Genomic DNA, 21,116 nt, shown 5'->3' with positions numbered 1-21,116 from the left:
ACCGGGTAGTTGCGACGATATCAAATCAACAGACAGCGACTGGATTCTTCGCTAAACTAGAACGCATGCCAGCCCGACAAAATGTGGAACGGAACTAAACACCGTATTGGAGACGAGGCGTTTGTGACGGTTACCAACCGGGGAAGTGGACCGACTGCTGTTACGAAACTCCTGTTCTTCGGGGAAGTACCTTACCCAAGTGGAGAAAACGGTACAGAGTACGCGAACGATCCGGATGTGAGTGGAATCTATGATCCGGAGGCAGACTCCGAAGCTACACACGTCGTAGTTCCGCCGGGGCAGCAGAAGACGATCTATAGCTACCGCTCTCCCTTTGGATTTGTTCCGGGTGTCGGAACAAACTGCCAAAATTCGTCCCAGGCTGGAATGTTCACCCTTACTCTGGAGAACAGCGTTGCTGACCGACGAGTCTCCAAAGAATACGGCATCCACTACACAGCATCCAAGAAGTTCAACAACTGTACGATCACGATTCGACAGAAGACCGATGGTTAATCTGATCGACGTCGTCCTTCAGAGCTTCAAGGACGCAGTCAACTGGTTCACGGGCCTCTTCATGCAAGGGCTTAAGAACGGATACCATACGCTCACGGTCGAGACTTTCGGGACTCCGACTCCACAAACGAACGGCACATTCGTCTTTGGCGAGCCTATGAACGCCCCATGGCAGTCGATTCAGCACGCGCTTGTCGGTGGTGAGATTATGATAGTCTCGCTGCTCTTACTCATCATCTGTGTTCAGGGCCGGCACCTCATCCGGATCTTCAACATCGGGAGTACCTATGAATCGCGCCGCACTCGAAAAACAGCCTGGGTCGGTGCCTTCCTGATCATCACGTGGTACTGGATCAGTGTACTAACACTCTATCTTATCCATGGCTTCACAATCGCCCTACTGCCGAGTCTTGGCACGTTAGGGCAGGTGATGATACGAATGATCGGAACATCACTCACAAACCCTGCCCTCAGCCTCGTCTTCGGTATCCTCGGTGGGCTTTCGATGTGGGCGTTGGAGGCGCTCTATTATATCCGGGAAATTCTCCTTTACGTCTACATTTACGGGATGCCAATCGCGTTTGCCCTCGCCTATGGAAATATCCCTGTCCTCTCAGATGTTGCGATGGGATTCAGCAAGCGCTTTGTCCCGCTTGCAATCCTTCCATTACCCGCCGCAGTCGTATTCAAAGGCTACGATCTGCTCTATACGCAGAGCAGTCTTGCACCATCGGATCCATTCTTAAGCTATCTCGTCGCTGTTTCGCTCCCGGTCGTCGCCTTGGTGGTGACGTGGAAGACGTTCCAGTACGCGACGCCACTCACTGCGAAGGTGATTGGCACGGCCACGCGGGGCGCTGCACTCGTTGGTGGCGTCGCCGCTGGCGCATCTATCGGTGGTGCGGGAGTCGCGACGACCGCCGCCCGTTGGGGGCCGAAGGCCGCCGCTGGCCAAGCTGTCGCCCAGCAGGCGAGCCGCCGTGCAGGGTCGGAAGAAGACGACGGAGACTCTTCGCCATCGTATCGCCGCACAGAGAACGATCCGGAGAACTACTGACCCATGTCGACAGATCCAGACGCCGCCGCGAGACGCATCATGAATCAGTTCGGCGAGGAGAGCCACATTCCCTACCTCAACATCGAGGAAGGCGATGTCGGCGTCCTCATCGCCTTCCCCATCATCGGCCTCTTCCTCGCCGCACTCACTGGTATCGACTCGCTTGCCCTCCCGTTCGTTGCAGGTGGCTTCGGGCTCGGCGTCGCCATCATCTACGTCGCCCCCAACCATCTGAATGCTTGGACGTGGGCCACCGACGTCTATCAATACCTCAAACGGCCCCGTGTCACCTTCAGCACGCCTGATGAGCCAGACAGCGGGACGAACGAGGAAGTGCGGAACGAGGGTGGGCTGGCGAACTATACGCCGTTCCAGCCGGACGAACGCACCCAAGACCTCACCAATATCGAACGTGCGTGGCCCGGCGCCGGCGCTATCCAGCGCTCGGATGGCACGATGGAGGCGTTCGTCGAGGTCGACCCCGACAACATGGACTTCGCCATGTCCGGCGACTGGGCGCAACTCCAAGAGGCCGGCGCGGAGTTCGCGAACAAGGAACTCGACTCGAAGCTCAAACTCCACGCCACCACCCGCGAGTTCCCCGTCGAGCAAGTCGTCGAGAACATCCAGGACCGCCTCAACGACGAGGACGTTCAGGCGAATCCCGTCTTCCGCGAACTCCTCGAAGAATACCTCGAAACGCGGCCGCGTGAGATGCGCGAGCGCGGCATCCAACAACTCCACTACTACATCGGCGTCGAGGTCTCCCCGATAGAGGTCTACGACCGCTATCGCGACGAATCCACCCCCGCCGAGAAACTAACCGAGATCCCCGTCATCGGTTTCCTGTTCAATCCGTTCGTCACTCGCCGGGAGGACTTGCAGGCGGCTGAGCGGCGCGCGCGGATGTTCGACACCTTGGACGACCGCGTCGCCGCGGTGCGCAGCGAGTTCGTGCAGCAGGCGAGTGGCTGGTCGGCACGCCGCCTCACCACCGTCGAACTGTTCACTCTCGCGATGGACTTCTGGAACGGCCACGAACACGACGTCGACGACCCTGACTCACTCATCCGCCAGCAACCAACCATGGATCACCAGACACGCGAGGATAGCGATGCATAACGGCCTCCTTCCCGCCGCAACGGGGTTCAGCGATCAACTCACCCAGTGGGCGCTCAATCCCACCACGCCCGGCGGGATCCTCCTCTACCTCCTCGTTGCTGTGGTCATCGTCGCGACCACCGTCGTCGCGTGGACGCGTTATCAGGCCCGCGACGACGAACCCACAGTCGACTTCGCCGACGTCCTCGATGAGGAAACGCTCGAAGACGGCCAAGCCGAAGGACGGCTTCTCGACGAGATTGCTGAGTCACACAAGACGGCAATCGCCCCAGCCGCGATCGAGTGGGAGACGCGTGCCGCCCACGTTGGTGAGCAGTGGACGAGCACGCTCTACGTCGCCGAGTACCCCGACCATCCGAGTGACGGCTACCTCAGCGACCTCTTCGAGCTCACAGACGTCGAGTTCGATCTGACTGCGCACGTCTCCCCGAAGAACCAGGAGCGCGCCCGGACCGAACTCGAGGAGATTGCGGACGACCTCCAAGTTGATGCGGACCTTGAGCAGAGCGTCCGAGGTGCCTACCTCCAAGAGCGTGCTGACGAAGCCAAAGCTACCTACAAGGCCGTCGAGAGCGGCGCGAACGTCTTCGATCAGGGCGTCTTCATCACTGTTCGCGCTGACGAGAAGGACGACCTGCAGGACGCCGTCCGCACGGTGAAGAGCACGCTTCGGGATGATCCAGCGAACCTCACGCCGAAGACCGCGATCTGTCGGCAGGACGTCGCCCTCCAGTCCGCTGCCCCCATCGGCGACAACGAGTTTGGGCGGGAGTCGATCGCCCTCGGCGGCGCTGTTGGCGCGCTGCTCGCGTCACCGCATAACGCGACGATTCTCGAGGAGGGTGGCGTCGAGTTCGGCATCCACAAGGACAACCAGAGCCCCGTGGTCATCGACCCCTTCGAACGCGACAACGGCTACGCCATGTTCACCGTCGGGGACACCGGGTCCGGGAAGTCATTTAGCTCGAAGCAGAACTTCATCCGCTCGATCGAGCAGGACAGCGACCGCATCGGCATCGTCCTCGAACCACTCAACAACTGGGCGGGTGTTTCGGAGGCCCTCGACGCTCAGCGCATCACGGTTGGCGGAACGCTCGGCCTCAACCCCTTGGAGATTCGGCAGACACCCGAGCACGCCCAGCGCGCGATGGGTGAAGACGCCAGTCCATTCAACGAGAAGCTCGACGACGCGATGAGCTTCCTCACCAACTTCTTCGCCCTCCGCGGCATCTCGCTCGGCGACAAGCGGACGACGCTCGAACTCGGCTTGCGCTCAGCGTACGCTCGACAGGGGATCACCGACGACATCGCTACTCACGACAACCCGAGTCCGACGATTCGCGATATGCTCGACGTCTTCGAGGAGATGGTCGCTGATCCCGAGGAGTTCGTCGTGCGCTCTGAATCAGAAGCCGAGAAGATTCAGGCCGACGCGACGTGGCTTCTCGATCAACTCCGCCCCTTCGAGGAGGACGGCCGGCATGCGAATCTCGGGAAGGCGTCGGCATTCGACATTCGGGACGAGAAGACGATCTATCTCGACCTCGCCCAACAGGAAGGCAGCGTCGATTCGAGTACGGCCCTCACGATGCAGCTCCTCATTTCGCTGGTGTATGAGCGGGCGAAGGAGACCGAGAAGGAGGTCGTCTTCGTCATCGACGAGGCTCGCTACATCATGCAGGACGCCGCGAGTCTCGCCTTCCTCGAGACAGTCTTCCGCCACCATCGCCACCACGATCTCTCCATCCGCCTCGTCACTCAGACCGTCGATGAGTTCTTCGAGCACGCCGAGAGTGAGGCGATCCTCGACCAGTGTGCGGTCAAGCAGTTCCACCGTCTCGACGGCATGGATGAAGAGTGGGCGGACGAGTTCGGCCTGAATCACGCCCAGATGCGCTACGTCCAGGACGCCGTCCCCGGTAACGAGGACGCTGGCTTCTCCGAAGCGCTCGTTGGCGTCGACGGCGAGTGGCGCGGTATCCAGGTCGAGGCGATGCCCAAGGAGAAGCAGGTTATCGACTTCGACCCCACCACACAGACTCGCGACGAACTGCCCGGTGCAACCAGCGACGAAACTAACTCAGGGATGCATTCGTTCCAACAGCAACTCAACGAGCAGACCGCTGAATCAAGCGAGGAATCGGAGCAGGTCGCCGAGACGGACGGTGGTCGCGATGAGTGAGTTCCTCCGTGTGACCCCAACCTCCGAAGAACTGGATCCGTCGGGGATTCCGCGACTCCTTGAGAGCCTCCACAAGCTCACTAGCGAAGATTCCGGCTTAGATTCGACACTGAATCCGTTGTCGTCCTCGACGCCACCGCGCTTCGAGTTCCTCGCACTCAGCGACGGCAAAGACGCGCCCGTCGAGTTCTACTACGGCGCCGACAACTCACTCGACACCGTCGAGGAGCGGCTCCAGTCGATCTATCCAACGACCTTCGACATCGAACGCGTCGACCTCGACGTCGAAGAACGGCTTGTTCAGCCGGCCGAGTACTCACGCGAGGAGTTCCTCAACGCCTACCAGCAGGGCAATCTTCAGTACGAGTTCGACGAGGACGAGCAGTACGCCCTTACCGACGAGGGGGAGGCTGAGGCCGCAGACGTCGATGTGACTGCGGACAGAGTGGTGTCAATTGACAATAGCGCGCTTGAACTCGCAGAGGATGTTGGGGCGCCGGTTGAGAAGCCAACGGTGACCGATGACGGAACGATTCTCGCACGGCCGGCGACCGAGACGGTCTCGCCCTATGGCGTGCGCTGGCAGGGCGATGCCACACGCAAGAAAGACTGGATGACGTCGCTCACCCCATTCACGGACGGCGAGGACGAAGAGTCCCTCTCGGCTGTCGACCAGCCGGGTGCGGCGCTCGCCTCGCTGATCGACCACGTGAATGACGCCGAGGAGCCACTCGCCTTCCAGGTCGTCTTCGAGCGCCGGGAGAGCTGGCAATCCGACGCTGGACTCCGCAAAGAAGACCTGCGCGATGGGCGAGACACGTGGGCGCAGCGGATCATCGGCGGCCTGCTTGAGTTCGGGGAGTCCGAACGCGACGAGCGTGAGTTGAGCGATATCGTCGAACGCCGCCTCAACGCGATCGAGGCGACGAACCCCCAGCGCTCGTTCACGGCGAACATCCGGGCAGTCGGCGTTCCGACCAGCGACGACGGCCAGGACTCACTCGACAAGCGACTGTCGTCGCTCGCCCCGGTATTCGACCCACTCGACGGCCCCTTCTACGATGTTGAGTCCGAACGAGTGCGTTCGAGTGGGTTCCGCGAAGCGAAAAAAGAGAAGAACGCACGCAAGGCCCTCCAGCGCCTCCTCGATCGCAACATCGTCACCGGCCGGTGGAAGACACGACCCGACTTTGTGCTGAGTGGGCGGGAACTCGCGAACTTCCTCCTCGTCCCTTCCTCCGAACAACTCTCAATCGAGGGCTCTCGCGGGACACGGGCAGAACAGCAGAGTCGGAATCCGCTCCCGCGCCCGAATCCGGATCTTCGCGAGCAGTTCCGTGAGGGAATGGCGATCGGCTACGCGCTCGACGAAACGGGGGATCCAGAGGACGAACCAGTCCGCATTCCTCCGGATCTGCTCACGACCCACTACGGACGTTTCGCGTCGACGGGCGCCGGCAAGTCGAAAGCGATCATCAACGATGCACTCTCCCTCCGCGAGACGACTGGTGGCCCTGTCGTCATCGTCGACCGGAAAGGCGACGGCATGTGCCAGAACTATCTCCGCAGCCACCACGCACAGTTCGACGACGCAGAGGACGTCTACCACTTCCGCGTCCCCGAGACCATCCCCGCGTTCTCCTTCTTCGACATCCGACCCGCACTCGAGGCCGGCCGGAATCGAGAGGACGCCGTCCAAGATAAGGTCGATCACTTCCACGACATCCTGCGGATGATCCTCGGCCAAGAGAAACACGAGCGGGCGTTCGTCGCCAACGAGATTCTCAGCCAACTCATCAAGGCGCTCTTCGACGCCGAGTACGGCAGCGATGTCTTCGGACTCAACGACCTCTTCACCGCAGTCCGCCGAATGCAGGACGAGCAGACGATTCCGCCCGTCTCGATGGCGAACCAACCAGTCGAGGAATCCTTGTCGCGCCACCTCTCGAAGGAAGAGTCACAGTTCCAAACGTCGATGGACGCCGCCGGGAATCGCCTTGAGCAACTCCGCGAAAGTCCCCACCTCCGGCGGATCTTCAACCATACGCCCGCACAGAACGACGCCGGTGAGTACGTCGAGAACCACTTCGACTTCCGGAACTTCCTCGACGAAGACGTCACCATCCTCCTCGACCTCGGTGATCTGCGCCCGGAGGCACAGCAGGCGGTTACGCTCCTCCTGTTGAGCAACCTCTGGGATGCCGTGCAGGTGCGGCGGCGCGACGGCCAGAGCGACTACGAGAACCTGACCAACCTCATCATTGAAGAAGCCGCGCCGGTCGCGTCGACGCGACTCGTTTCCGAGCAACTCCTCCCCCAGGGCCGCTCGTTCGGCCTGAGCATGGGACTCGTGATGCAGTTCCCCGGCCAAGTACGCAATCGCAGCGAGCGTGCCTACGACGAAGTCTTGAACAACATCAAGACGAAGCTCATCGGCAACATCTCGATGGAGCGAGACCTCGCGGAGTCGCTTGCACACGAGGGATTGAGTCCGACCGAGCTCCGGAATCGCGTGAACACACTGCCGAGTGGAGAGTGGATCGCCCAGCTTCCGAGTCCAGCGTTCGGCGAAACCGGCCCGTCGCCGTTCTCGATGAAGCCACTCCCCATCACCGAGGGCCACCCAGAAAGCGACACTCCGCTCACCGAAATGGAAGCGTCCCAGTTCGAGTCAGTAACACTCCCACGTATCGTCGAGCGGACGCAACAGCAGTATGGCCTCAGCGCAGAATCCGATACAGCCGCGGACGACGGCTGGGGGAGTGGCTCTGACAACTCCACATCGCCGGAGGCGGAAACCACCCATTCCGAGTCGACGATGCTCGGTAGCTCACCCGACGAAACGAGTGGTGGCTCCACCGCTACCGAGAGTAGTCCGCTTCTCGGCGGTGGAGACTCCACAGACAACTCGGAGACCAATGCCTCCGAGTCAGCCTCTCCGGAGTCAGAAGCCGATACATCGCCAGTTGACTCCGGCGGGGTGTCCGTGCCCGACTCGGAGTTGGAGCGGCGCGGACTCAACCGCGACGATGCACGCTTCCTGCAGGACGTCCTCGACGTGATGAACGGCGCCGACGACGCCCAATCCCTCCTCGAGCCGATGAGCACTCTGCAAGACGGCGGTGATGAGCTAGATATCGACCGGCTCATTGACCAGAATCTCCTGTCGAAGACGCTCGTTTGCCGACGCACCTACTTTACCGTCTTGCCGGCCGGTCGGGAGCTGCTCGGGCAGAAACTCGCAATCGGCCCCGGAAAGGGCGATATCGGTGAGCGAACACCGCATAAGGTCGGCGTCGAACTCCTGCGTCGCTGGATTCAGAACCGAGACGACGTTACCCGTGTCGAAACGTATATGCAACACGACGTAGACACCGTCTTCGACGTTGCTGGCTTCGACGGCGACGATACCCTTGTCTGGGTCGGCGAAGCCGAACTGCCGAGTCACAATCGTGTTGCACCAATCGAGGACTACGAGAAGATGGGCGCCGTCGACGCCGAGGCTGTCTGGGCGTTCAACAACCGCGAAACGGCACTCGACATCCTCGACCAACTTGCAGACCAAGACCGAATCGAGCAACGCGTCACCGGACGGGATGCACGGTCGTTCACCAAGATTCGTGCTGCCGTCGACGACCTCGATGCATCCGGACTCACGACGCTTCGCAGCTTCAACACACTCGATCAGGAGTACAATACATGACGTGGCGCGCCGCGACTCGCGACGACCTCGACACGTACTACACCGACGAATTCCCCGACTACGTCGACGACCTGCCGTCGTTCATCACGGCGACCGGGCCCAAACAGTACGCACTCGCGTTCGACCACCCTCATCCCGTCCGAAAAGACGAGGTGCCGGACAAGGACTTCGTTCGACGGGATACGTGGCAGACCGATGCCGCTGGTGAGCGCCAGCAGGCGGAGTTCGACGGATTCGACGACGTCCTCGACTTCATCCAGCATCCCGCACGGAACGACCCGCTCGGCGGCAGCGAATTCGCACTCGCCGACCCCGGCCTCCTCGACCAGCCAGACCCGCGTCCGGATGCAGTCTACTACGCCCTCGATAACTGGGAGCGCCCCTGGGTGCTACTCGTCGACATCGACGCGAAAACGATCGCTCGCGAACGCGCCGCAGACGCACTGCCACAGGACACGAGCGACCGTGACGACGAGGCGCTCCTCGAAGCGACCGGCATACTGGACGCAGACCCCACTGGGTATCCGTACGCCTTCGAGGATGTCGACCAAGCGATCGAGTACGGATTCGAGGTGCGCGATATCTTCGCGGACGACTTCGACGCCGAGGAGACAATGGTCGTCTACAGCGGCCAGGGCGTCCACGTCTACCTTCTCGATACCGATCTCGCCCATCGCTACGACGCACAGAGTCGCGAGGTCCTCAACGACCTCCTCCTCGAGTCGTACGACATCCCGATCGACCCAGTCGTCACTGCTGATCGGCGTCGCGTCGCCCGCCTCCCCTACTCGCTACACGCCGATGTCTCCCGTATCGTCCAGCCGATCGAGTCTCCGCAGTTCGACCCACGGACTGCCACGCCAGCCTTCCTCGACTGATGGCTACCACAACCCCCACGGACGACGAACGCACCGCCTACCAAGTCGCCGCGCTCCCCACCGAACACGGCGAGATTCGGATTAACCAGCTGTTCACGCGCGGGTTCAACCGCTATATCGTCGACGGCGAGGACCAGCCCCAAGACCTCCTTGACGACCTCGAACGCTTCGGGACGGCCGCGTTCAAAGACGACGTCCGGAATGCGGCAGCACGGGAGCCGTTCGTCGACGAGCCGGGCACACTTGCAGTCCTCGCGACGCTGAGTGCGATCTGCATCAAAGCCCATCCGAAGTTCGAGGACGTCCCCCCGCGGAAGATCCAGCCACTCTACGACGTCCGCGAACTCTACGTGAACAACCTCGGCTCACTCGTGCGCGACTACAGTGACGGCACCCTCCAGCAGGATATTGCGGAGGTCCTCTACGCGAAAGATCCGGGAGAGGATGGCCCGCACCCGGGACGTGTCTGCACCGGAATCAAGGAGATGCCCGAGTTCGACGGCGGCCTCTACCTCGAGATCCCGATGGCCGCCGCCTCCCGGCAGTGTCTCGTCCGCGACGACCAACGATCCAGTAGTGAGGGTGAGACGGCGGAGATTCGGACGCGTGTGAAGGACAACAACCTGTACGTGCCGGCTGGTGATTTCGACGAGAAATACAGCGAGTATGCACGAGACGCGTTCAAGACACTGCTCCGCGTGCAGGAGGATGGACTCTCTGAGGACCAGCAGACGTGGTTGGTGGCGAACGAGTCGGCAATCACCGAGCGAATCGACCGCTTCCTTGAGGGTGGCAATCACGACCGCATTTGGCGGGACTGGGACCGAGGTGAACGTCTCGTTCGCGTCCTTCGAGAGGCAGTCACGAACGCCACGGATGACACGGCGACGGTTGGGGCGTTCCATTCCGCGCAAGCGCTCTATGACGCGCTGGCTGCCTACGACCCGGAAACAGCGTGGAAACAGAGCATCCAGAACCGGGTGTCGAGTCCGCGCAGTCTCGGCAATCTCCTCGTCTCGCAGCAAGACCACCGCAGGCTCACCGTCAAGCACGACCGGGAAACGAACCAGTACCGGATCGATGCGTCGTCACGTGGCGCTCACCCGATCACCGTCGAGTCGATCGAGGATCTCTTCGAGCTGCCCTGCATGGCCAACATGGCTGAGCGGCTCCAAGAGAAGAAGCCCGTTCGGAAAGACCTCTACAACTTCGTGCGGATGGTGATGTGGCTCCCCCAGTACCAAGAGAGCAGTCTGGACGAAATCGTCGCCGATCTCAAGGACGTCTTCTCCCAGTGGCCGTGGTACGACGAGCAGGAAACTGAGTACCAGATCCGCTACGAGTTCTCCAACACCATCAACGGCGACACCCCGCTTCCGATGAACTGCGATAACGATGACCTCCAACGCTACTGTATCGGCCAGGATCAGTGCGACTACTCAATCTGGGGTAGTGTCCCCTTCCCGGACGAAATGTACGACCAACTCGACGGACCGGGTTCCACGAGCGAATTTTAGCCCTCAAGTACAGAACCCTCTCTATCACGACAGGACGAGAGCAGTCGAAGAATCCACCTCTTCTCATTCCCGTCGAGCAGATTTCTTTGGGTTTCAGACCTTCTACGCAGTGACTTGCTGGTTCAATCTGGGTGAGGCGGGTAGTCGAGGAGAAAGACGAGTCGTGAGGACGTCTAGAGAATCGGCTGAGATTCGGGTTTTTGCGTGGTTTTGCGGGTTTGAACCCGCCGTCGAGCAGAATCCTCGAAATCCGATACAGTACCTATCTCGTCGAGCAGAATGCTATTCTCTTAAATCTGCCCGACGGACCTCTACCCGGATCTAAGTCCTTCATTCTATTCGCTGCACCTTCGATATCGTCCAAAGGAAAGGGGAGGTACAGAAGTGCAAACGCCACTGGCTATGGGAGCCTACAGGTAGGGCGGTCGATGATTAGGCGAGGTGTGATATCAGAATTCTGTCTATCGCTGTGGAGGTTGGATTCGCGGTCGTGATGCGAGTCAGAGGTGGGTCCCACTATGTTCTTAACCAACAGCTAGTTGGTGTATTGCTGGTGTGTTGGTTAACGCAGGTTTAGAAGGGACGACGGCGATATCGCGAGTGGCCTACGGGAGTTGGCGACGCTGCTGGGCTAGGAACTCGATGAGCTCTTCGATTGCGTCATCGGGCAGTGTCTCCTGTTGGAAGACGCCTTTGAACGAGTCGGCGAAGTCTTCGTCTCGGAGGCGATCCAGGATTTCGTCGATCTGTCCGGCGAGGGCCTCTGTCTCACCGCGGTGAAGGTGGCGCCCGAGCCTGTCGAAATCCGCCCGGGTACTGATCACGACCAAGTCACGGGTATCTGCCAGTCGGCCGCTGTGGACCTTGAGGGCGAACAGCAGGGCGGGCTCCGGAATTCGTCCCTCAAGGTCGGGAGCGATTTCGAGAGACGTGAGGACACTATGCTCGTGGAGATAGCGATATGACCATTCTGCGTCCGTCTGTCGGCAGCGCATCGCTCCGACGAGTGCGTCAAACTCGACGGCATACTCGTCGACTGGTTTCTCGTAGCGAACGACCCGCCCCTCGTAGACATTTGCTACGCTCGAATCAAACTCCTGCTCATATCCTCGCTCTCGGAGGAGCACGTCGTAGTCATCGAGTGCCGACTCGGGAATCACCATGTCGACATCGGTCGTGAATCGCGGCTGAAAGGCGGAGACGGCCCATCCACCGACGAGTACGTATGGAAGACCCGCGTCCTGAATTGTACGGTGCGTCTCGACGAGTTCGGCTTGGCGTTCTTGGAGACTCATTCTGAAACTCTCTGTTAGTCTGCGAGCCCAGCACGATGATGGACTGCGTCAATATCGATGTCGTACTCGTTGGCGATAATCTCCAACGCGGGCTCGTACGCTGGTCGGTTCTGCGTCATCTGCGCAACTGCATCGTCCAACGGGATGACTGGGTTCCCCTCAACCCAGTCGATGCTGATGCCGTCCGCTGCGGGGAATAAGACATAGTGGACGTTCCCGTCTACTTCGTGTGGGTCTGGGCGGTCGTTGATTGTCGCCTCGATTCCGTACTGCTCGAAGAAGGCAAGCCATCGGTCGACGTCACGGTCGTGAACGTGGATGAAGACGGGGTAGTCGTCGTGGCTGCGAGCGACTTGATAGCCGCCATGTGTCCAGACATACGCGGCGTCGATCTCCGTGTATGCAAACTCCATCCCTGCGAAGTGAGGAAGTACGTACGCGTCAGCTTGGGTGATCGTATCCCTGGTGTATAACGCAGCCATCATCTCGGCGTACTGCTGTCGCAATTCATGGTCGACGACGCGAATCCCATCATCGGTATTTGCGATAATATCTGCGTCTGCTAAGCGCTCGATCCAATCGTACGTCCACGAATATGAGATGTCGATTTTGTTCGCAACTCGGTTGATTGAATCCCCACGCTGCGTTGCTAAGACGATCTTCGCAGCGGTCGAATCCATAAACTCAGTCATCGACATGGGGTCTTCGTAGTTATCTCTAATGCGATAGTCCTACAAAAGGCTTCGTCCGCTCGTCGATAGTGGTTGAGCAGGCGGGCACGTAGTCGGCGGGGTTGAGTTCCGGTGTAGTCGCATGGTGAGTGTGACATCGCCCTCGCGTGAACGCTGGAGGGCTCCCCTGACAATCTATTTTCCCCGTAGAAAATATTATCTTTCTCTACTGCGTAGTGTGTGGTATGACTGGTTCGGGTGAACAGGCGGATGAACCGGGGTACATGTCGCGGTGGAAGGCGGCGACGACAGGGTTCGACCGAGTACGGTCGGTCGCGTCGTCACTCGAAGAGCCGCGAACGGCGGGCTGGATCGCAGACGAGGCGTACGTCTCGGAGCCGACGGCGCGTGACCACCTCGAACGGCTCGTCGACCTCGGCGTGCTCGTTGTCGACGAGACAGGGCGGGGGAAGATGTACTATCCGGATCCCGTTTACACGCGGTTGACGGCGATTCAGGAACTCGTCGCGGAGAATTCGGAGACAGAACTCACCGAGCAGGCGACAGCCATCCAGGCAGATATCGAGGCGTGGCAAACGGACTACGCTGTCAAGACGCCGCGTGAGCTTCGCGCGTCGGTGACGGAGGATATCGCGGTTGCCGAGGCACAGGAACGACTCCAGGCTGCGGCGGACTGGGAGTCCGCTCGCTATCAGCTCTCCCTCCTTCGGGACGCGATTGACCACTACGACAGCTATACTGCGCGCCCATCGGCGTCCGTATGACTGCGGACGCACCGGCGACGCAGCCGAAGCAGCCCGCCACCGATCGGCTCCACGGGCGTCGACCACCTTACCCGGATGGTGGTCGCGACGCATCGCAGGTCGACGTCGAGAAACGCCATCGGATCTTGCGGTCGGTACGCGAGCAGCTCGAACGCCATCCAGCGATCCGTTCGGCTCGCGGCAGTCCGAACGGACAGTACGCGAACGTTGCGGCTGACGTGAACCCAGCGTACTTTGGTCGTGACGCCGAGTCCGCGTCACTCCGGGTGACGTGGCAGCCGAACCCCCGCTTTCCACCCGGGACGAGTCTCGACGACCGCCGACGGACGACGTTGACGTCGAACTTCACAATCCACTATACCGAGTCGTCCGGATTCGACTGTGGTGTCCATCTCGAGCCAAATCCACATATTGCGGGGCATCTCCACTATCAAGAGCGGGACACGCCTGATGCGGAATACGACTACGACGCGGTGTGGCTCGACGCCGAGTCACCTGTCGGCGTGCTCTGGGAAGTCCTCGAGTTACTCGACGATCGGTTCCACGACACCTAGCACCCACGAGTTCTGAGGACTATTGCACGGTGTGTCTCGATGAGTTCGGTTTGGCGTTCTGGGGAACTCATTCTAAAGAACTCGCTGTGTCTGCGAGTCCAGCACTATGATGGACTGCGTCGACTTCGCGACACCGAGATGATGTCACATCCGCCGGTCCGGGTTACTCCTCGTCGTCCTTGGGTATTGCCGCGAACGCCTCGTACAAGTCTTCGTTCTCCGCCACATCCCGATTCATGCGGCGGTGGGCGTCTTCGTGCATCATATCCTCCTCTATGCCGCTCACGAATGTAGTCTTCGGGTGGCTTTGATGGGTACGATGGCGGCGAGGGACCGACGTCACGGATGAGTACGACACGTGGGGTGTTGATCAAATAGACGCCGCATGCACTCGTCAATACGGCGGCCCTCTTCGTAGCGGCGGACTGTCGCGACGGAGCCTCCGATGCATGACTACCCGGCGGGGAGTCGGCAGCGGGACGCTCTAGGGATCGTGGTCTACGGTTACGTTGAGGAGTACGTCAACGTGCTGGGGTCGGCGACAACCTAGCAGGTCACCCGCGTCAACGACGCTGCCTGGCGCATAGCGCTCCTCAAGCACTCGTACTCTTCAGCACCGCCCTACACAAACAGTCTTGTGTTTTAACCACTACTTTCATTCCAACCTGCCGGGTAGTGGTGTAGTGCGATGGTCCCGACACCCTCCACGCCCTCCCGACGAGCCCTCCTCACTGGAATCAGTACCGGGCTCGCGACCGCTCTCGCTGGCTGTAGCGCGTCAGATCTCCATCAGTCGCCGCCCGAGGACGGCACGCTCGTTACCGACTACGTCGCTGCGAAAACCCGCTCGCCGACCGACCAACCAGTCGTCGCGTCTCGCGAAGACGAGGCAGCAGGCGGCGAAGCCACGACGACGACTGATCTCCTCTCATTCCACGTCATCGAGAGCGAGAATGCGGCGGAAGCCCTCAAATTCGCCGAGGATGCAACCGGCGTTGCGGCTGTTCGGCGACTTGTCGCGGAAACGACGTACTCAGACGAGTCTGTCCTCCTCTATCAAACACGGATCGGGGAGTGCTATCGGTTCCAGCTGAACTACGTCACTAAGGATATCGAGGGCGATCCACGTATCGACTTCTGCCGCGTCGTCCGTGACGCCACGTTCGACTGCGAGCGCGACGCCCGCAACTACGTCGCCGCATTCGTGCGGCTCCCGTTTCCTGCAGACGAGTACAGTGGGTTCTCCACCAGCAGCGGCGGGAGTTGTGACCCGATTCCCGACCGCTACCAGAATGAGAGTGATGCAACGTAACTCGATTAACACGTCGCGCGATGCTCGCGGCTACAGGAACGGCAGCACGAGTGCGCTCGTGGGATGTAGCCGGTTCAACCCGCTCTCAAGTACGTCGAGCGTCGACTACGACGAAGCCACACTCGCCGAGCTCCCCAGCGAGCTGCCCTCCATCCCCCGCGGGCGCCCGTCCAGCCACCGACGGCGCACGTCGCGAGCGCCCGCGACCGGGGTCGGTCGCTCCTCAATGCCGCAGAGCTCTCCCAGATCCCGCACGAGGCGGTGAGTCGAACGCTCGCTCGCGAACGCGAGGACGCACGCGACGCGCTCACCGAGGCCGACAGCGGCAGTCGCGTCGACGCGCTGGCGGGACTGACGCATCCCCGCTCGGAAGCGATGTTCGCTAACGCCGGGTTCGCCGTCTTCGAAGAGTCGCTGACGCCGAGCGATATCGCCGCCCGCCGTCAGCGTCACCATGAGAACGCCGAGGCGTTCCTCGCGGAGTACGCGTACGTTGGCCCCACAGACGACCGCGTAGCGGCGTTCGCCGAGCAATGCGAAAATCGCAGACTGGGGTCAGACTGGTGCCCGCATCATCATTAACTCGTTGTAGAACGTATGTACGGTATGGGTGCACTCCGGTCGAAAACGGATCTCGTGAGAGGGATAGCCGTTCTCTCCGTTCTCGGGCTTGTTGGTGTGCTCCTGTACTACCTTCCTCAACCAGGCTATAGCCAGTCTCGACTCGTTCTCTTTGGACTTATCGCAGGTGCCGCCGTACTCGGTGGGGTCGGTATCGTACTTCACAGAGCCACTCTCACAGCAGTAGGCGTCGTCGGACTGTTCCTACTGGGGTTTTGGCAAGCAGTCCTCAGCGTGTTCATCCTCCCCGTTGCCGCTCTTCTCGTGGCCGCTGCTCTTCTGGACCGATTCGAGAACACCCGGACGGCCAGTTCCAAGCAATCCTCGTAGGTCCAATCCCCATTGGTAGGATATCATAGAACAGTTCACAAGGCAGCTTTTTCCTTTACTTCAGGGAGTGAGTCAGCCGCTAAGCAGGTCTGTGTATTGAACGGAAGTGCAGGTGGCTGGTGGTTCCAACACCCACCTGCGGGATCGCGGACGTCCCGCATGGATTGCCGTAGAAGACAACTCCCCCCTAAAGGACTATCTCCTTGAGCAATCCAATTTACATACACCTCTCATTTGGATGAACATATTGCTTGGTACACCAACTCTACTTAATGACCGCCGACAGAATCTGTTGACCTTTGAGGATTTCAACAGAGCGCCTTCGACAGACACGTTCGGGGGTACGGCTCCCGTCGGTCGTGTTTGTCGCCCCTAGTAGGGGTAGAGGGGCCATCGAGCGACTCCTCAAGCAATTATGTCCGAACACGACCAGCGACACGGAACGCGGCGTCGCAATGCAGAACTCGAAACGGAACAGCACCCACGAACACCACTCCAACTCCACGTGCCCAACGACGTCGGCGAGTTCACAATCCGGCGGTTCGTCGAAGGGATCATCTCCGAGTTGAAGCAGTCTCCCGTTGGCGTGGAGTACACGTCGACGACATTCCTCGGGACGAAGCGCACGCAGTACATCGCGCAGGGGTCGGGGACGGTGTTCCAGAAGCGACTGTATGACCCACGGCTGGGGTGGCGCGAGGAGTCCGTCCGCCAGCTTACCGTGCAGGACGAACTCGTCGCCCGGCTCACGCTCGATCGACAAGTCGAGGACGGCCAGTGGGCGCGACGCCGCGACTTGTGTCGGCTTCGCCCCGTCGGCGTCCTTCGGCGTCGCTAGGCACAGCCTTAACCAACGCGCTCCAGTTCATCGATCATCCGTTGGTTAAGCCTGAGATCGCGCACGCAGAATGCGGTAGTTGGTGGGAAGGTTCACAAGCGAACCGGTCGTACACTCAGTCACGAACGCCACGTCCCAATGACGCGATTCCCTAACTCATCTGATCCACGGCCACCACTCCCGGACTGGGTACAGGAGGCCTACGAAATCCTCGTGGATGCAGCAGATAATCCAGAGAGCGAATTCTCCTACGACGAAGCATATACACTCCTTAATGAGTCGGACACGTTCTCGGCAGAACATAGCGATAGCGAGTATGCCGTCAAGCGCCTGCTCAACCGTGGCTATCTCTATGAAGCCGATGGCACACTCCGCATCACCGAGACAACCTTCGACTAGGCAGACACAGGTCTGTTTCGTTCTTGGCGACTAACTGGAACTCTGATCGGGAACCAACTTCCGGGGCACGAGTTCCACGCGACGTTCCCCGGAGCGTTATAGACTCAGAACGCGTAGACGGTGGTATGCCCTTCAGCGCCACGTGGCACACACTTCTTGACGAACTCGACAAGTTAGAGGAGGGGGCTGAGCTCATCGCACCGCTGTCCCACGACCGATTCTGCATCACCGACGTCCAAGAGTATCGCGTCGTCGTCCAGTTCAGTACCACAGAGGAAACACGACCACTTCAGCACGACCAGTTCGAGACGCTGTACCAGCGGATTCAGGACATGGATGGGGAGTTCGATCTAAGCCTGCTCCCATCCGACACCGACCCATATCCCGCGGTACTAAGCCTGCATCCGCGCTTCGAGATCGACGAGGACGCGGGCGTGATAACCGAAGTCGACGCCGCGACGGGGACACAACTCGTCAACGGCGACCCGGAGACCACTGCGAGTGAGCGCACCGAACCAGAGGAGGTCGACGTCTACTCGGATACACTCTTGCTCGTTGACGCGCTCGAACGCCACGACGTCACCGACCTCAGCCAGTTGGAGACGCCCGCATTGGTGAACCTCTACACGCTCCTCTCCGACGTTCAGCGGGATGCAAACGACTTCCGCCGAGACGTCGCCGACGTCCTGCTCAACCGACTCCATCACGACCAGCCCGTTCACGGCCAGTATGGGTCGGTTCAGCGTACCGCTCGCCGCAATCGGTCGCTCAAAGACGACGCGGACGTTCTCGCGGTGTTGGAAGACGCGGGTGTTGAGCGCGAGCGCGTCATGAGCGTCGATCGCGAGAAGGTCGACGAGGCCCTCGACGTCACGGGCCTGTCTGAGGCGGCGGTCTACGACGTCGACAAGAGCGAGTACGTACGCAAGGCCGAGGTCGACGAAGAGGTGAAAGCATCCCGTCTGCAGGGGCTCAAAGACCGCCTCGCGGCGAGCGATGAGGCCGAGACCGACGAGCTCCGAGAGGAGATTGAGGAACTGGAAGACCGGATCGACGAGCTAACGAGTTTCAACACGGGGAGGGAGATGCAGGGATGACGGCCTACCGATTCCGCGTCAAATTCGCCCCCGACCCGACGTCGCTGTGGCGTGACATCGTCGTCGGCGCTGACCGTACGCTCGACGAGTTCCAGACAACGATCAACGCCGCGATGGGCCTCAACCAAGACCACCTCTGGTTCTTCGGTATCGACGAGGATTACTGGGAGAGCGACGTGAAGTACCAGTGTCCAGCGGAGCACGAGGACCTCCCGAGCGGCCAGCCGATGCAGTTCGGCGAGACAACGTACAGCGCGGGCGCCACCACAGTCGGCGAGCTGGTCGCACAACTGGATCTCGACCAGTACGACCGCATCTGCTACCTCTTCGACTACGGCGACGAGTGGCGCTTCTACGCGATCCTCAAAGAGGTCGTCGACGATCCCGACCGCCGAGCGGCCGAGGTCGTCAAAGAGAAAGGCGGCGAAATCGACCAGTATGCGTCCGCCGGCGAGGACGGATCACCGCTTCCAGATCGCCTCCAAGAACTCGGGCTTCCTGAGACGGCGGTCCCGACCGCCGACCTGCGTGCACTCGAAGACCGCGACGACGTCGCGCACGTCATCGTCCTGTTGAGCATCGAGACTGGGTTCGGGGCGGTCTCCGAGCGGTTCATGATTCAGTTCGACGACGTTGGCTACCTCTTGGAGAACTCGCCGCGCGGCTGGGAGGTCATCGAGGAAGTCGACGGCGGAGACAAGACCGAGGAAGCACTCCTATCAGCCCTCGTGAGTGCGGCGCGGGAGTGGCACGCCGAAATCGCCGAGATAGCGTCGGCTGCGTCCGGACAGGTTTTCGACGACCAGACGGTTGAGGCGATGAACGTCGAGTTGAACCAGGGGCTCGAGCGGACGGGGTATAGCCACCTGTGAGTACGTCCTCGATCAGATGACGCCATCGGTCCCTCAGTATTGGCGCGCTTGTACGTGCGACTGGGGTCTCAGAACGCGTAGAAGGGGACTGCGGCTGTGACCCAAACATCAACACTGCTAGACACCGAGATCCATCGCTTCGATTTGTTCCTGGTAGCGGTTGCGGATGGTGACCTCGGTGACGTTGGCGACGTCGGCGACTTCGCGCTGGGTCTTTTTCTCGTTGCAGAGGAGGCCCGCGGCGTAGATGGCGGCCGCCGCGAACCCAGTAGGACTCTTCCCCGAGAGGAGACCCTGTTCGGCGGCGGTGTCGATGATCTCGTTGGCCTTCGCGATGACTTCCTCAGAGGCATCAAGTTCGCTTGCGAAACGCGGCACGTACTCCTTGGGGTCGGTTGGCTCCATCGCGAGACTGAGTTCCTGGGCGACGTAGCGATAGGTGCGCCCGATCTCTTTTTGCTCGATGCGGGCGACCCCCGTCACTTCTTCAAGCGAGCGTGGGATGCCCTCCTGCCGGCAGGCTGCATACAGACAGGCAGTCGCGACGCCCTCGATAGAGCGCCCGCGAATGAGGTCTTCATCGAGGGCGCGCCGGTAGAGAACTGAGGCGACCTCGCGGACACTCCGCGGGACGCCGAGCGCGGACGCCATCCGATCGATCTCGGAGAGGGCGAACTGGAGGTTGCGCTCGCCGGCGTCTTTCGTTCGGATGCGCTCCTGCCACTTACGCAGACGGTGCATCCGATTACGCTTCTTCGAGGAGATAGATCGCCCGTAGGCGTCCTTGTTCTTCCAGTCGATCTGGGTCGTGAGGCCCTTATCGTGCATCGTTTGGGTGGTTGGGGCGCCCACCCGTGATTTCTCGTCGCGCTCTGCGGAGTCGAATGCCCGCCACTCCGGTCCACGGTCGATCTGGTCGTTCTCGAGAATGAGCCCGCAATCCTCGCAGAGCCGCTCGCCCTGATCCGTGACGATACTCGTCGACTCACACTCCGGGCAGTGCTGGGTCTCGTCGCTGGTCTGCTTCTGCTCGGCCTGCTCTTCGCTGCGTTCTCGAGTCGGCCGTTCCATTCACCTTGTGACACCCTCTAATCGAATATAGGTCTTTGCCTCGTGTCAGTCCCAGACAGTGTTGGTTCAGTCCCGGGTATTACTCTGACTTGCTCCGTTGAACGCGACCGCCCTCTGCGGATTGTATCGCTGATTTCAGGGGATTTGGACGCCGTCTGGCGATATGGGACGTCTCAGGAACCTTGCACAGACGTTTCACGAGTTTGCCACGACCCACGTAGAAGAGTCAGACGTACCCGCCGTCGCCGACGGCGACGACGGGTACGACAAGGTCACGAAGATCGGGCTACTCTTAC

Annotated in this window: 20 protein-coding genes and 1 pseudogene; 17 read left to right on the top strand and 4 right to left on the bottom strand. The window is 60.6% G+C overall.

Translation table 11 applies throughout. The annotated features are described in order from the left end of the window. Nucleotides 1–81: 81 nt before the first annotated feature. The 7 genes from ABDZ36_RS01360 to ABDZ36_RS01330 are packed head-to-tail and all read left to right on the top strand — an operon-like array spanning nt 82 to nt 10,975. A complete protein-coding gene (locus ABDZ36_RS01360; protein WP_211313728.1) occupies nt 82–516 on the top strand; it encodes a hypothetical protein in 435 nt (144 codons plus the stop codon). Continuing rightward, nucleotides 509–1,573, top strand: coding sequence for a TrbL/VirB6 family protein (locus ABDZ36_RS01355; protein ID WP_211313729.1), 1,065 nt, complete (start codon nt 509–511; stop codon nt 1,571–1,573). The genes ABDZ36_RS01360 and ABDZ36_RS01355 overlap by 8 nt, the downstream gene beginning before the upstream one ends. Before the next feature lie 3 nt (nt 1,574–1,576). After that, complete coding sequence (locus ABDZ36_RS01350; RefSeq protein WP_211313730.1) at nt 1,577–2,695, top strand: TraC-like domain-containing protein; 1,119 nt, start codon at nt 1,577–1,579, stop codon at nt 2,693–2,695. Then, entirely contained in the window at nt 2,688–4,877 is a 2,190-nt protein-coding gene (locus ABDZ36_RS01345) for a VirB4 family type IV secretion system protein (RefSeq protein ID WP_343749173.1), read from the top strand. The genes ABDZ36_RS01350 and ABDZ36_RS01345 overlap by 8 nt, the downstream gene beginning before the upstream one ends. Continuing rightward, nucleotides 4,870–8,580: an ATP-binding protein gene (locus ABDZ36_RS01340; protein ID WP_343749172.1), complete on the top strand. Its 3,711-nt coding sequence runs from the start codon at nt 4,870–4,872 to the stop codon at nt 8,578–8,580. The genes ABDZ36_RS01345 and ABDZ36_RS01340 overlap by 8 nt, the downstream gene beginning before the upstream one ends. Next, nucleotides 8,577–9,458, top strand: a complete 882-nt coding sequence (locus ABDZ36_RS01335; RefSeq protein WP_211313362.1) for a bifunctional DNA primase/polymerase — start codon at nt 8,577–8,579, stop codon at nt 9,456–9,458. The genes ABDZ36_RS01340 and ABDZ36_RS01335 overlap by 4 nt, the downstream gene beginning before the upstream one ends. Continuing rightward, entirely contained in the window at nt 9,458–10,975 is a 1,518-nt protein-coding gene (locus ABDZ36_RS01330) for a primase-associated protein (protein WP_211313361.1), read from the top strand. The genes ABDZ36_RS01335 and ABDZ36_RS01330 overlap by 1 nt, the downstream gene beginning before the upstream one ends. Before the next feature lie 605 nt (nt 10,976–11,580). Here the strand turns inward: ABDZ36_RS01330 and ABDZ36_RS01325 are convergent. Then, the gene (locus tag ABDZ36_RS01325) at nt 11,581–12,270 is read right to left on the bottom strand and encodes a hypothetical protein (protein WP_211313360.1); all 690 of its coding nucleotides are present in this window, start codon (nt 12,268–12,270) and stop codon (nt 11,581–11,583) included. A gap of 14 nt (nt 12,271–12,284) precedes the next feature. Further along, on the bottom strand, nt 12,285–12,950 hold the full coding sequence (locus ABDZ36_RS01320) for a helix-turn-helix domain-containing protein (RefSeq protein ID WP_211313366.1): 666 nt from the start codon (nt 12,948–12,950) through the stop codon (nt 12,285–12,287). 236 nt (nt 12,951–13,186) lie between these two features. On the opposite strand from ABDZ36_RS01320, the gene ABDZ36_RS01315 reads away from it, so the two are divergent. After that, nucleotides 13,187–13,726: a DUF7342 family protein gene (locus ABDZ36_RS01315; RefSeq protein WP_343749171.1), complete on the top strand. Its 540-nt coding sequence runs from the start codon at nt 13,187–13,189 to the stop codon at nt 13,724–13,726. Then, nucleotides 13,723–14,280: a hypothetical protein gene (locus tag ABDZ36_RS01310; protein ID WP_343749170.1), complete on the top strand. Its 558-nt coding sequence runs from the start codon at nt 13,723–13,725 to the stop codon at nt 14,278–14,280. Before ABDZ36_RS01315 ends, ABDZ36_RS01310 begins: the two co-directional genes overlap by 4 nt. Before the next feature lie 163 nt (nt 14,281–14,443). On the opposite strand, the gene ABDZ36_RS01305 is transcribed toward ABDZ36_RS01310, so the two are convergent. After that, a complete protein-coding gene (locus tag ABDZ36_RS01305) occupies nt 14,444–14,566 on the bottom strand; it encodes a hypothetical protein (RefSeq protein WP_343749169.1) in 123 nt (40 codons plus the stop codon). 402 nt (nt 14,567–14,968) lie between these two features. On the opposite strand from ABDZ36_RS01305, the gene ABDZ36_RS01300 reads away from it, so the two are divergent. The 7 genes from ABDZ36_RS01300 to ABDZ36_RS01270 all read left to right on the top strand — a co-directional run bounded on the left by ABDZ36_RS01300 (nt 14,969) and on the right by ABDZ36_RS01270 (nt 19,749). After that, the gene (locus tag ABDZ36_RS01300; protein ID WP_211313359.1) at nt 14,969–15,592 is read left to right on the top strand and encodes a hypothetical protein; all 624 of its coding nucleotides are present in this window, start codon (nt 14,969–14,971) and stop codon (nt 15,590–15,592) included. 261 nt (nt 15,593–15,853) lie between these two features. Further along, a complete protein-coding gene (locus ABDZ36_RS01295) occupies nt 15,854–16,174 on the top strand; it encodes a hypothetical protein (protein ID WP_211313358.1) in 321 nt (106 codons plus the stop codon). Between the two features lie 24 nt (nt 16,175–16,198). Beyond that, the gene (locus ABDZ36_RS01290) at nt 16,199–16,543 is read left to right on the top strand and encodes a hypothetical protein (protein WP_211313357.1); all 345 of its coding nucleotides are present in this window, start codon (nt 16,199–16,201) and stop codon (nt 16,541–16,543) included. A gap of 415 nt (nt 16,544–16,958) precedes the next feature. Next, nucleotides 16,959–17,381, top strand: coding sequence for a DUF8030 family protein (locus ABDZ36_RS01285; protein ID WP_211313356.1), 423 nt, complete (start codon nt 16,959–16,961; stop codon nt 17,379–17,381). Between the two features lie 138 nt (nt 17,382–17,519). Further along, entirely contained in the window at nt 17,520–17,780 is a 261-nt protein-coding gene (locus ABDZ36_RS01280; RefSeq protein WP_211313355.1) for a hypothetical protein, read from the top strand. Nucleotides 17,781–17,905: 125 nt separating this feature from the next. Further along, on the top strand, nt 17,906–18,877 hold the full coding sequence (locus ABDZ36_RS01275) for a DUF7983 family protein (protein WP_343749168.1): 972 nt from the start codon (nt 17,906–17,908) through the stop codon (nt 18,875–18,877). Continuing rightward, nucleotides 18,874–19,749: a DUF7964 domain-containing protein gene (locus ABDZ36_RS01270; RefSeq protein WP_211313353.1), complete on the top strand. Its 876-nt coding sequence runs from the start codon at nt 18,874–18,876 to the stop codon at nt 19,747–19,749. Before ABDZ36_RS01275 ends, ABDZ36_RS01270 begins: the two co-directional genes overlap by 4 nt. A gap of 117 nt (nt 19,750–19,866) precedes the next feature. Here ABDZ36_RS01270 and ABDZ36_RS01265 read toward each other — a convergent pair whose 3' ends face one another. Further along, on the bottom strand, nt 19,867–20,820 hold the full coding sequence (locus ABDZ36_RS01265; RefSeq protein WP_343749167.1) for a transcription initiation factor IIB: 954 nt from the start codon (nt 20,818–20,820) through the stop codon (nt 19,867–19,869). 163 nt (nt 20,821–20,983) lie between these two features. On the opposite strand from ABDZ36_RS01265, the pseudogene ABDZ36_RS01260 reads away from it, so the two are divergent. After that, a pseudogene (locus tag ABDZ36_RS01260) lies at nt 20,984–21,116 on the top strand (IS5/IS1182 family transposase); the annotation flags it as partial.

The sequence above is a fragment of the Halarchaeum salinum genome, assembly GCF_039520965.1.
In the GTDB taxonomy this organism is placed as follows: Archaea; Halobacteriota; Halobacteria; order Halobacteriales; family Halobacteriaceae; genus Halarchaeum; species Halarchaeum salinum.
Note: the sequence above shows the minus strand (reverse complement) of the source record. Positions and strands in the feature narration are given on the sequence as shown.

What these genes read in the sequence shown, in the direction of transcription:
- ABDZ36_RS01360 (WP_211313728.1), top strand. Translation starts at nt 82, where the DNA reads ATGTGGAACGGAACTAAACACCGTATTGGAGACGAGGCGTTTGTGACG.
- ABDZ36_RS01355 (WP_211313729.1), top strand. Translation starts at nt 509, where the DNA reads ATGGTTAATCTGATCGACGTCGTCCTTCAGAGCTTCAAGGACGCAGTC.
- ABDZ36_RS01350 (WP_211313730.1), top strand. Translation starts at nt 1,577, where the DNA reads ATGTCGACAGATCCAGACGCCGCCGCGAGACGCATCATGAATCAGTTC.
- ABDZ36_RS01345 (WP_343749173.1), top strand. Translation starts at nt 2,688, where the DNA reads ATGCATAACGGCCTCCTTCCCGCCGCAACGGGGTTCAGCGATCAACTC.
- ABDZ36_RS01340 (WP_343749172.1), top strand. Translation starts at nt 4,870, where the DNA reads ATGAGTGAGTTCCTCCGTGTGACCCCAACCTCCGAAGAACTGGATCCG.
- ABDZ36_RS01335 (WP_211313362.1), top strand. Translation starts at nt 8,577, where the DNA reads ATGACGTGGCGCGCCGCGACTCGCGACGACCTCGACACGTACTACACC.
- ABDZ36_RS01330 (WP_211313361.1), top strand. Translation starts at nt 9,458, where the DNA reads ATGGCTACCACAACCCCCACGGACGACGAACGCACCGCCTACCAAGTC.
- ABDZ36_RS01325 (WP_211313360.1), bottom strand. Translation starts at nt 12,270, where the DNA reads ATGAGTCTCCAAGAACGCCAAGCCGAACTCGTCGAGACGCACCGTACA.
- ABDZ36_RS01320 (WP_211313366.1), bottom strand. Translation starts at nt 12,950, where the DNA reads ATGGATTCGACCGCTGCGAAGATCGTCTTAGCAACGCAGCGTGGGGAT.
- ABDZ36_RS01315 (WP_343749171.1), top strand. Translation starts at nt 13,187, where the DNA reads ATGACTGGTTCGGGTGAACAGGCGGATGAACCGGGGTACATGTCGCGG.
- ABDZ36_RS01310 (WP_343749170.1), top strand. Translation starts at nt 13,723, where the DNA reads ATGACTGCGGACGCACCGGCGACGCAGCCGAAGCAGCCCGCCACCGAT.
- ABDZ36_RS01300 (WP_211313359.1), top strand. Translation starts at nt 14,969, where the DNA reads ATGGTCCCGACACCCTCCACGCCCTCCCGACGAGCCCTCCTCACTGGA.
- ABDZ36_RS01290 (WP_211313357.1), top strand. Translation starts at nt 16,199, where the DNA reads ATGGGTGCACTCCGGTCGAAAACGGATCTCGTGAGAGGGATAGCCGTT.
- ABDZ36_RS01285 (WP_211313356.1), top strand. Translation starts at nt 16,959, where the DNA reads ATGTCCGAACACGACCAGCGACACGGAACGCGGCGTCGCAATGCAGAA.
- ABDZ36_RS01280 (WP_211313355.1), top strand. Translation starts at nt 17,520, where the DNA reads ATGACGCGATTCCCTAACTCATCTGATCCACGGCCACCACTCCCGGAC.
- ABDZ36_RS01275 (WP_343749168.1), top strand. Translation starts at nt 17,906, where the DNA reads ATGCCCTTCAGCGCCACGTGGCACACACTTCTTGACGAACTCGACAAG.
- ABDZ36_RS01270 (WP_211313353.1), top strand. Translation starts at nt 18,874, where the DNA reads ATGACGGCCTACCGATTCCGCGTCAAATTCGCCCCCGACCCGACGTCG.
- ABDZ36_RS01265 (WP_343749167.1), bottom strand. Translation starts at nt 20,820, where the DNA reads ATGGAACGGCCGACTCGAGAACGCAGCGAAGAGCAGGCCGAGCAGAAG.